This is a genomic window from Paraplanobispora takensis, assembly GCF_016863195.1.
In the GTDB taxonomy this organism is placed as follows: domain Bacteria; phylum Actinomycetota; class Actinomycetes; order Streptosporangiales; family Streptosporangiaceae; genus Planobispora; species Planobispora takensis.
Genome location: NZ_BOOK01000019.1, coordinates 40127 through 49737, shown reverse-complemented (window position 1 = coordinate 49737; position 9611 = coordinate 40127). Strand labels below are relative to the sequence as shown.

Genomic DNA, 9611 nt, shown 5'->3' with positions numbered 1-9611 from the left:
GGTGATCGGCGGGATCAGCGCCCACATGCGGGCCGTGGCCAGGGGCTGGACGGTCAGCGCGAGCCCGTCCTTGAGCTTCTCGTCCATCACCCGCCCGCCGTACACCGGCCCCGAGCCCGGCAGCGGCAGCACCACCACCGCGAAGGCGCCGTCGGTCTTGGGGAGCTTGACCTCCTTGACCCGGGCGGGGGCGATGTCCACCTGAAGCGGCTCTGGCGGCTCGCCCGAGCGCGGCAGGATCTGGACGCTCACCCGGCCCGCCGCCTCGGGGGCGGCCAGCAGCAGCCGGGAGCTCCTGTCCTTGCCGGTGCGGTTGTCGGCCACGACGCTCCCCAGGTCGAGCGGGGGCGCTCCGGCCGTGAAGGCCACGTCGGGCCTCTTGCCCGTCCCGGTGACGATCAGCCCGGCCACGATGGGGCTGTCCGAGGTGAGCACGAGCGCGGCGGGCTGGCCGCCGACGCCGGTGGACAGGTCGGCCGTGGCGACCGAGCCGGCGGGCACCTCGACCAGCTCGCGGCCCTTGAGCGCGTAGGTGCCGTCCGGGGTCAGGGCCCTGACCTCGACCAGGGTGTCGGCCTCGGCCGGTGAGGCGACCAGCAGCTCTCGCTTTCCTCCGCCTCCGGGCACGCCCGGCACGACGACGCTGGTGGCCGGGGGCGCCGCGGCCGGCAGCCAGTCGACGCCCTTGCCGCCGTTCATGACGGCGCGGGCCGCGGCGGCGACCCGGCCGGAGACGGTGCGGACCTCGACCGCCATGACGAGCGGCGAGGGGGCCAGCTCCTTGAGGTTGACCGCGCGGCTCTCTCCGGGCCCGACGGTGACGGTGCCCGAGGTGTCGCCGGTCACCGGCCCCTCGCCGGAGTAGACGAGGATCTCCACCACGGCCGGGGCGAGGTCGGCGTTGGTCAGGTGCAGCGTGACCTCGGCCGCCGCGGGTCCCGGGCCGACCAGCCAGGTGGAGGCGGCCGGTTCCGCGCATCGCGCCCCGGCCAGGCCGCGCATGCTCCCCGAGGTCTCCCTGCGGGTCTGGGCCGCCTCCAGGCCGGCGGCGGCGCTGCCGGTGGCGGCCACCGTGACGGGGCCGGTCTTGGCGGGGATCTCGTCGTACCAGGGTCGCCCCGGGGCGTCCACGGTGCCCAGGACCTTCTCCCCCGCCGTGACCGTCGTCGCGCCCGGGCCGGTGATCTCGCCGTCCGCCGGCGTGACGACGCCCACCTGGGCTCCGGCGGGATCGGGGCAGACGGTCGTCACGGAGGCGACGGGGACCTTGCGGGGGCCGGGGGGCTGCTGCGCCGCCGGGCTCGGCCGGGTCGCCGAGGCCGTGCCGTACAGCGCCAGCAGCGCCACCAGCACCAGGACGAGCAGGCCGAACCGGTTCTCGATCAGGGACTTCACCGGGTCGCCAGCTCCCTCGCGGTCTCGGGCAGTTCCAGCGGGACGACCTCGCGGTCGGCGGCGCGCGAACCGGGCGCGGCCAGCACCAGGACCAGCAGCACCATAGCCGCCTGGGCCCACAGCCAGCGGGCGTGCCAGGGGTCGCCCTCGGGGGTGGGCGGCACCGCCACGGGCTGGGTCAGCCGCCATACGCCCAGGTCGCGGGAGAGGCTCATCCTGACCAGCGCGGGCTGGGAGTCCAGGGCGTGGCCGACCTCGGGGCTCACCGGGCGCACCACCACCACGAACCGCACGCCGTGGGCGGCGAGCACCCGGGCGTCGTCGCCGCCGCGCCCCGAGACCAGCCCGGCCGCGGCGACGCCGACCTGGTCGCGGGGACCGGCGGGCGTGGGGATGTCGGCCTCGCCGATCATCGGCGTGCGGCCGCTCAGCACCGTGAAGGTCAGGCCGCCGCCGTCCGAGCGCAGGAGCAGGGTCCGCTCGCCGCCCGTGGACCTGGCCGCCACCAGCGCGGGCACCACGTCACGCGTCTCGCCGCTGATCGGGCCGGGCACGCCCCGGGTGACCCACATGCCCGCCGCGAGCAGCGGGGTGGAGAAGGCGACCAGCACGACCAGCAGGGCGGCGACGCGGCGCAGTCCTCCGGCCGCGCGGAACTCGGCGACACGGTCGGCGGTGAGGGCGGCCACCACCAGCATCCCGGTGGCGGCGAAGGCCAGCGGCACGCCCGGCCACGCCGGCGCCTCGGTGTCGCCGTTGATCGAGGTGACCTGGGTACGGCTGACCAGGATGGCCACCAGCACGCCGAACAGGGCCACACCCCAGCCGATCGCGATGACCATCCGGTTGCGGCGCATGAGCAGCGCGGCGAGGCAGGCGGCGATGAGGCCGCCGGTCACCCACAGCGGCGGCATGCCCGGCCCTCCGGGGCTGAGCAGCAGCAGCGAGGCGGCGGGCAGCGCGGAGTCCGTCAGGGAGGGCTGGTGCAGGCCCGCCTCCAGCAGCAGCCGGCCGGGCTCGGCGGCCACCTCGGCCAGCCAGGGCAGCAGCAACGCCACCGGCACGCCGAACGCCACGGCCATCGAGACGCCGACGCCCCTGCGGGGGAAGGCCAGGGCGGCCAGGGCGCCCAGCAGCAGGGTCAGCGGGTAGACCAGCGGGGCGAAGGCCGTACCGATCGCCAGGGCGAGCCCGAGGGCCCAGGCGGCGCGGCGGGCCCTGCGCGGCTCGGCGGTGAGGATCCCGGTGGCCAGCGCCGCGTAGACGGGCAGCAGGACGAAGACCACCGCGGTGCCGAGCCGCCCGGCCGCGACCACCCCGGTGGCGACGGGCAGCAGGGCGTAGGAGGACGCCAGCCAGACGCGGGTCCACCTGCCGGGGACCATCGAGCGGGTCGCCGCGTAGGCGGAGACCCCGGCCAGCGGGACGCAGCCGAGCAGCAGCACCGAGACCGCCAGCCAGGTCTTGCCGAACAGCACCGTGGACAGCGAGGCCAGCACCGCCACGTACGGCGGGGCCCAGCCGTCGCCGCCCAGCCCGGCCGTGTGGTAGCCCTCGGTGTAGAGCCGCCACAGGTCGGCCGATCCGCCGCTCACCGGCACGAGCGCGCCGCCGCCCAGCCGGGCGCCGCCGATCAGGCCGCGCTCGGCGACCAGCGTGACCAGCAGGAGGGCGATGAACAGCAGGACGCCCGGGTTGCGCAGGACGCGCCGCATCGTCCCGGCGTCGTCGGTGAGCAGTTCCTCCCCGTCCTCCGCCGCGGCCATCGCGTGGTGCCGTCCGGCCGACTCCACGAACCCCGATCCGGCCAGATAGCTCTGGACCCGGTCGGCCAGGCGCCGGTAGCCCGCCCCCGGCGGGGTGAGCAACCTGCGGATCGCGGCGTGGTTCTGCTTCCTGCCCCTGGCGCGCGCCCGGCGCGCCCTGAACATCCGCACCGGATGGGCGAGGATGGAGCCGAGCGCGACGATCTCGTCGAACGCGTTGGCGGGCTGTTTGGCCACCAGGAACAGCATCGCGCGGAAGAACGAGCCGGCGATGTTGCGCAGCAGCGCCCACAGCAGGGGCCGCGGCGGCAGGTTCGCCAGGACCACGAACATGGCGTTGCGGCGGTCCAGGCGGCGGGGGTGGTCACCGCTGACGGTGATGCGGCGCCGGCGCCGGTGGGCGGCCTCGGCATGCCAGGCGACGGCCCGGGTGACGTTCTGCACCCGGTGCCCGGCCGACCTGACCCGCCAGCACAGGTCCAGGTCGTCGCGGAAGATCGGCAGGAAGGGGTCGAGCCCGCCCACCTCGTCCCAGACGTCGCGGCGGATCAGCATCCCGGCGGTGGAGACCGACAGCACGTCCCGGATGCCGTCGTACTGTCCCTGGTCGAACTCGCGGGCCTCCAGCCCGGTGTCGCGGCGGCCGGTCCGGTCGACGGTGACGCCGACCTCCAGCAGCAGGCGCCGGTCCAGCCAGTCGCGGAGCTTGGGGCCCAGCACCGCCGCCTTGGGATCCTGGTCGGCGGCCCACAGCAGGGTCTCCAGCGCCCGCGCGTCCGGGGCGCAGTCGTCGTGGAGCAGCCAGATCCACTCGCGCCCCCCGGCCGGCTCCAGCCGGTCGAGCACCTCGGCGACGGCCTCGCCGAAACCGGTGGAGCGGGGAAGGGAGAGCACGGCGTTCGGGCCGAGGGCCTCGGTCAGCAGCGCGGCACTGCCGTCACGGCTGCCGTTGTCGGCTCCGACGACCCGGTCCACCGGGCGGGTCTGCCGGAGCAGCGCGTCGAGCGTCTCCCTCAGCCAGCGGGCTCCGTCGTGGGCGACGACGATCGCGGTGACGATGTGGCGGGGAGAGCGGGGGTCGGTGCTGGACATGCGTCCCGGAGTTCAGAAGGGGGGTGATCAGGGCGACTACGATACGGCACCTTATATCCGCCAATATCCCCCCAACGAAAAAAGGCCACGCGGCTACGACCGCGTGACCTCATCGAGATATCGTCAGGCGCCCCGGAGGGCGTCTCGGATTTCCTTATTCGGCGTCGTCGCCTCAGACGGCCTGACGCTTGATCCTGCGGCGCTCCCGTTCGGAGAGCCCGCCCCAGATCCCGAACCGTTCATCGTGCTCGAGCGCGTATTCGAGGCACTCGGCACGCACCTCACAGGAGCGGCACACCTTCTTGGCCTCCCGGGTCGATCCCCCCTTTTCCGGGAAGAACGCCTCCGGGTCGGTCTGCGCGCACAGCGCGCGTTCCTGCCAGCCAAGCTGCTCTTCAGCGCTGCTGTCCTGTGCGATGACCAGGTCGGTCACTGCACACCTCCCTGCCGCCCGCCCGCATATGGAGCCCCCCTTATGAACGTCCCCCCCTTACCCACCTGGAGGAAGACGTAACAACACGCTTGTAATTACACGCGTGCTGCCGGTGTGGCGTCAAGCGGCATGCCGGTATCCGGGGAAAGACCCGCTCTCCCCGGTTTATCACGTCGCGTGCCTGCGACGACGGCACCTTCCCAGGTGATCGCGGCCGATCACCCGGGGTGTTCAGTGCTCCCTGCGGTCGGAACCGTACCAGGACGTGTTCTGCTCCTGACCGGGGCCCACCCTTTCTCTGTCACTGTTTTCCCCGCTCGTTACCTGTCCGGGACGCTCGGGCGTGTAGATCGCCGTCGGGTCGATGGGCGGCTGGGAGTCCCAGCTCTGCGGCGCCGCGGCGTGGCCGACCGGGCCGGGCGCGTTGAGCGGGTCGTTCTGGTAGGCGGCCGGGTCGAACCTGAGCGTCGCGTCGGCGGCCGGCGGCTCCCACCGGGGCGCGCTCTGCGAGGCCTGGGGCGTCTCCCACTGCGGAGCGCTCTGCGAGGCCTGCGGGGTCTCCCACTGCGGGGCGCTCTGTGAACTCTGGGGCGTTTCCCACTGCGGGGCGCTCTGTGACATCTGCGGAGTTTCCCACTGAGGTGCACTCTGCGAGCTCTGGGGCGTCTCCCACTGAGGTGCACTCTGCGAGGCCTGCGGGGTCTCCCACTGCGGGGCGCTCTGCGAGGCCTGCGGGTGCCCGAAGGGGTCGTCGTACCCGGGCGCGCCGTACTCCGGCACCCGCAGCTGCGGCTCGGTCCCGCCACCCTGGGTCTGCTGGTAGCTCTCGGCCTGCTGGTAGGCCTGGGCGATCTGCTGGGAACGGGCGTCCACCGGATCCGGATAATGCGGCCCCTGCTCGGCCTGCCGCGCGAACTCCGCTCCGGAGTAACCCGTCAGCGGCTGGCCGTAGTTCTCCGGGGGCGCCGGGAAGGATGCCTGCGCCTGACCGTCGAAGGGCAGGCCGGGGTGGCTGTCGGCCGGAGTGTACGACTGCTGCTGCGGCTCGGCCTGGCCGTAGGACGACAGCTGCGGCTCGGTCGGAGACGGGGTGTACGGCTGCGCGCTCCCCTGCTGGCCGTACCCCGCCTGCTGCGGCTCGGCCTGGCCGTAGGACGACAGCTGGGGCTCCGTCGACGAGGGGACGTACCCCTGCGACTGGACCGGCTGAACCGGCGGGGCCTGCTGCTCCGCGGGCGCGGCGTAGGCGTGGGCCGGGGGCTCGTAGGAGCTCAGCGGCGGCTCGTACGGCCTGGCCGGAGCCGACGGCTGGACGTCCGCCGCGACGTACGGGCTCGGGGTGTAGGTCTGCGGCTCCGCGTGCTGGGCCGGCTGCTGCTCGGCTGGCGCGGCGTAGGACTGCTCGGCGGGCGCACCGTAGACCGGGGCCTGCGGCTCGGCGGGCGACGCGTAGGACTGCTCGGCGTAGGACTGCTCGGCGTAGGACTGGGCCTGCTGCTCGGCGTAGGACTGCGCCGGGGCCTGGCCGTAACCGGCGGGCGCGCCGTACGACCGGTCGTCGGCGGGGGTGCCGTACGGGGCCTGCGCGGGAGAGGCCTGGGAGGCGTAGGCGTCAGCCGGAGCGGGCGGGAGGGCCGGCGGGCTGTAGGGCGCGGAGGGAGCGGGCGCGGAGGGCTCCTGCGGGGCCTGCGCGCCGTACGGGGCCTGCGGCGCCTGGTCATGGGCCGGGGCGAAGGGAGCCTGGTCGTGCGCCGGGGCGAAGGGAGCCTGCCCGGGAACGAAGGGGGCCTGCCCCGGAGCGGGCGGCGCCTGCGAGGCGGCGCCGGGGGCGTAGGAGGGGATGGGCGAGGAGGGCGGCTGCTGCGGGTGCCCGCCGCCGAACCCTCCGTCGGGGCGGAAGCTCTGGGGGTGGAACTCGGTCGCCCGGGGACCGGAGGGGACGGCCTTCGGCAGCAGATAGAGCAGCGCGAGCGCGCTCAGTGCCAGCAGCGGCAGGCCCTCCAGCAGGAACTCGATCTTCTCCAGGAACCCGGAGGATCCGCTGAACAGCCCGCCCAGCAGCCCGATGAACCCGAAGACCACCGACACCGCGAGCGTGCCCGCCGCCACGTAGACGAGGATCTTCAGCCTCGCGATGGGCGGGCCGAAGTTGCTCGCCAGCAGCACCGCGCCGACGAGCAGGGCCCAGATCACCGGCGAGACGAGCTGCGGGAGGTACAGGGCCGCGCGTCCGGCGAAGGACGCCCCGAACGCGTCCCCGAAGAGCAGTTGCCTGACGTCGGACAGCGTGCCGAAGCACGCCGCGGCGACCATGAGCCACGCGGCCGGTTCCCGGAGCCGACCGGCGTCGACGTTGATCACAATTACCCCCATAGGGTCCTCGGGTAAACCCGGGCCAAGTTTTGCACATGGCCGACTTTGGCGTCGGTAGACCCAGGAAGCACTTCAACCACGTAAGTATCCCACTACCCCCAAGAGAGGGATACTTCCGGCATCTACCGAGATGACGCTGCCAGCGCAGACGGCCCGCATAACGATCGAGAAAAGATGGGCCCCGGTCGGGCACAACCCCTTCGACCGGACCCCTCGTCCGGGGTGGAAGACTGGTCGCCATGCGCATCGTGTCCCTCGCCGGCGGAATCGGCGGTGCCCGTTTCCTGCGCGGCCTGCTCGCCGCGTCCCCCGACGCCGAGATCACCGTCATCGGCAACACCGGTGACGACATCACCCTGTTCGGCCTGCGGGTCTGCCCCGACCTCGACACGGTGATGTACACCCTGGGCGGCGGCATCGACGAGGAGCAGGGCTGGGGACGGAGCGACGAGACGCACGTCGTCAAGGAGGAGCTCGCCGCCTACGGGATGGAGCCGCAGTGGTTCGGCCTGGGCGACCGCGATTTCGCCACCCACATCGTGCGCACCCGGATGCTCGACGCCGGATACCCCCTGTCCCAGGTCACCGAGGCGCTGTGCGACCGGTGGAAGCCGGGGGTGCGGCTGATCCCGATGAGCGACGACCGGACCGAGACCCACGTCGTGATCAATGACGAGCAGGGCCGCCGGGCCGTGCACTTCCAGGAATGGTGGGTACGGCTGCGCGCCGCGGTCCCGGCCGAGCAGATCCTCCTGGTGGGCGCCGACGAGGCCCGCCCCGCCCCGGGCGTGCTGCAGGCGATCGACGAGGCCGACGTCGTGATCCTGCCGCCGTCCAACCCGGTGGTCAGCATCGGCACGATCCTGCAGATCAAGGGCATCCGCGAGGCCCTGGAGCGCAAGACCGTCGTCGGCGTCTCGCCCATCGTGGGCGGCGCCCCGGTCCGCGGGATGGCCGACGCCTGCCTGACCGCGATCGGCGTGGACACCACCGCCCAGGCCGTGCTGGAGCTGTACGGCTCGCCGCTGGTGGACGGCTGGCTGGTCGCCGAGCAGGACGCCGGGGTCGGCCTCGACGGCGTCGTGGTGGAGGCCCGTCCCCTGATCATGCACGACGCCGGGGCCGCGGCCGGCATCGCCCGCGCCGCCGTCGACCTCGCCGTGCGGCTCTCGGAGCGGCAGGGCCGGGCCGGGGAGGAGGCGCGATGAGCAGGATCCGGCGCTTCCAGGCCGACGTCCCCGCCGAGGTCCGCATCGAGGTCTTCGCGATCGACGGCATCCCCGAGGTCCGCGAGGGCGACGACCTCGGCGCACTGATCTCCGCGGCCCGTCCGGACCTGCGCGACGGCGACATCCTCGTGGTCACCTCCAAGGTCATCAGCAAGACCGAGGGCCGCGTCCGCCGGGACACGGCCCGTGCCGAGGCGATCACGGACGAGACCGTGCGGGTCGTGGCCCGGCGGGGCGAGACGGTGATCGCGGAGACCTCCCACGGCTTCGTCATGGCCGCGGCCGGGGTCGACGCCTCCAACACCGAGCCGGGAACCGTCGTCCTGCTCCCCGCCGATCCCGACGCCTCCGCCAGGACGCTGCGCGCGGGCATCCGCGACGGGCTCGGCGTCTCGGTCGGGGTGGTCGTCTCCGACACCTTCGGCCGCCCGTGGCGCAACGGCCAGACCGACATGGCCGTCGGCGTCGCCGGGGTGCCGCCCATGCTCGACTACCGGGGCCTGTCCGACGACCACGGCAACGCGCTGGAGGTCACCCTGACCGCGGTGGCCGACGAGTTCGCCGCGGCCGGCGACCTCGTCAAGGGCAAGCTGGCGCAGACCCCGGTGGCGGTGATCCGGGGCATGGCCGAGTACACCACCGAGGACGACGGCCCGGGCATCCGCGAGCTGGTCCGCCAGTCCGAGGAGGACATGTTCCGCTACGGCTCGCGCGACGTGGTCTTCGCCCGCCGTACGATCCGCGAGTTCTCCCCCGAGCCGGTCGACGGCGCCAAGGTCCGCCGCGCCGTGGAGGCCGCGATCGCCGCGCCCGCCCCGCACCACACGACGCCGTGGCGGTTCGTGCTGCTGGAGTCGGCGCAGACGCGGGAGAAGCTGCTCGACGCGATGCGCGAGGCGTGGATCGCCGACCTGCGCGGCGACGGTTTCTCCGAGGAGTCGATCGCCAAGCGGGTCAGGCGCGGCGACGTGCTGCGCAACGCCCCCTACCTGGCCGTCCCCTGCCTGGTCATGGAGGGCTCGCACACCTACCGCGACGGCCGCCGCAACGCCGCCGAGCGGGAGATGTTCGTGGTCGCCACGGGTGCGGGCGTGCAGAACTTCCTGGTCCAGCTGGCGGTGGAGGGCCTCGGCTCGGCCTGGGTGTCCTCCACGATGTTCTGCCGCGACGTGGTCCGCGAGGTCCTCGACCTCCCCGCGACCTGGGACCCCATGGGCGCCGTGGCCATCGGCCGCCCCGCCGCCCCGCCCCGCGACCGCGCCCCCAGGAAGGCCGCCGACTTCATCGTCACCCGCTGACCTTCGCGCCTCCGCGGCGGAGCCG

At 73.8% G+C, this 9611-nt stretch carries 6 protein-coding genes; 2 read left to right on the top strand and 4 right to left on the bottom strand.

The annotated features are described in order from the left end of the window. The 4 genes from Pta02_RS14415 to Pta02_RS14400 form a co-directional block, all read right to left on the bottom strand. Window positions 1-1395 (bottom strand): DUF5719 family protein (locus tag Pta02_RS14415; RefSeq protein WP_203875307.1); only part of this gene is annotated, 1395 nt, incomplete at its 3' end. Next, window positions 1392-4253, bottom strand: coding sequence for a glycosyltransferase family 2 protein (locus tag Pta02_RS14410; RefSeq protein WP_203875306.1), 2862 nt, complete (start codon window positions 4251-4253; stop codon window positions 1392-1394). The genes Pta02_RS14415 and Pta02_RS14410, both read right to left, overlap by 4 nt. A 172-nt stretch (window positions 4254-4425) precedes the next feature. Beyond that, window positions 4426-4686 carry a WhiB family transcriptional regulator gene (locus Pta02_RS14405; RefSeq protein WP_203875305.1) on the bottom strand — a complete coding sequence of 87 codons (261 nt, stop codon included), beginning with the start codon at window positions 4684-4686 and terminating at the stop codon, window positions 4426-4428. A 231-nt stretch (window positions 4687-4917) separates the two neighbouring features. After that, entirely contained in the window at window positions 4918-7059 is a 2142-nt protein-coding gene (locus tag Pta02_RS14400; RefSeq protein WP_203875304.1) for a sulfite exporter TauE/SafE family protein, read from the bottom strand. A gap of 239 nt (window positions 7060-7298) precedes the next feature. Here Pta02_RS14400 and cofD point away from each other — a divergent pair, with 239 nt between their 5' ends. Together cofD and Pta02_RS14390 are read left to right on the top strand one after the other, a co-directional pair. Then, complete coding sequence (gene cofD / locus Pta02_RS14395; RefSeq protein ID WP_203875303.1) at window positions 7299-8267, top strand: 2-phospho-L-lactate transferase; 969 nt, start codon at window positions 7299-7301, stop codon at window positions 8265-8267. Next, window positions 8264-9586, top strand: a complete 1323-nt coding sequence (locus tag Pta02_RS14390; protein ID WP_203875302.1) for a coenzyme F420-0:L-glutamate ligase — start codon at window positions 8264-8266, stop codon at window positions 9584-9586. Before cofD ends, Pta02_RS14390 begins: the two co-directional genes overlap by 4 nt. Window positions 9587-9611 lie beyond the last annotated feature (25 nt).